Below are 241 nucleotides of genomic sequence, written 5' to 3'. Positions count from 1 at the left end.
CTGACGGCGACGGTGACCGACGGCGACGGCGACAAGGCCTCGCAGTCGCTCAACATCGGCAACGCGCTGAGCATCAAGGACGACGGCCCCTCGATCGCGCTGAGCGGCACGGCTGCGCCGACGCTGACGGTGGACGAGAGCTACCTGACGGCGGCGACCAACAACGGCGTCAACGGCTCGGGCACCGGCCCTGCCGGCTCGACGCATGCGGAAGCCTCCTTCAGCGGCGCCTTCACGGTGA

General features: G+C 70.1%; 1 protein-coding gene. It reads left to right on the top strand.

Annotation, left to right across the window (positions count from 1 at the left end; all coding sequences use genetic code 11):
• Nucleotides 1-12: 12 nt before the first annotated feature.
• The coding region (locus O7A05_RS34300) for a DUF5801 repeats-in-toxin domain-containing protein (RefSeq protein WP_337097839.1) at nucleotides 13-241 on the top strand (229 nt) is incomplete at its 3' end.

This window comes from Mesorhizobium argentiipisi (SeqCode) (assembly GCF_037179585.1).
Taxonomy (GTDB): domain Bacteria; phylum Pseudomonadota; class Alphaproteobacteria; order Rhizobiales; family Rhizobiaceae; genus Mesorhizobium; species Mesorhizobium argentiipisi.
This window is presented reverse-complemented; position numbering and strand designations above follow the sequence as displayed.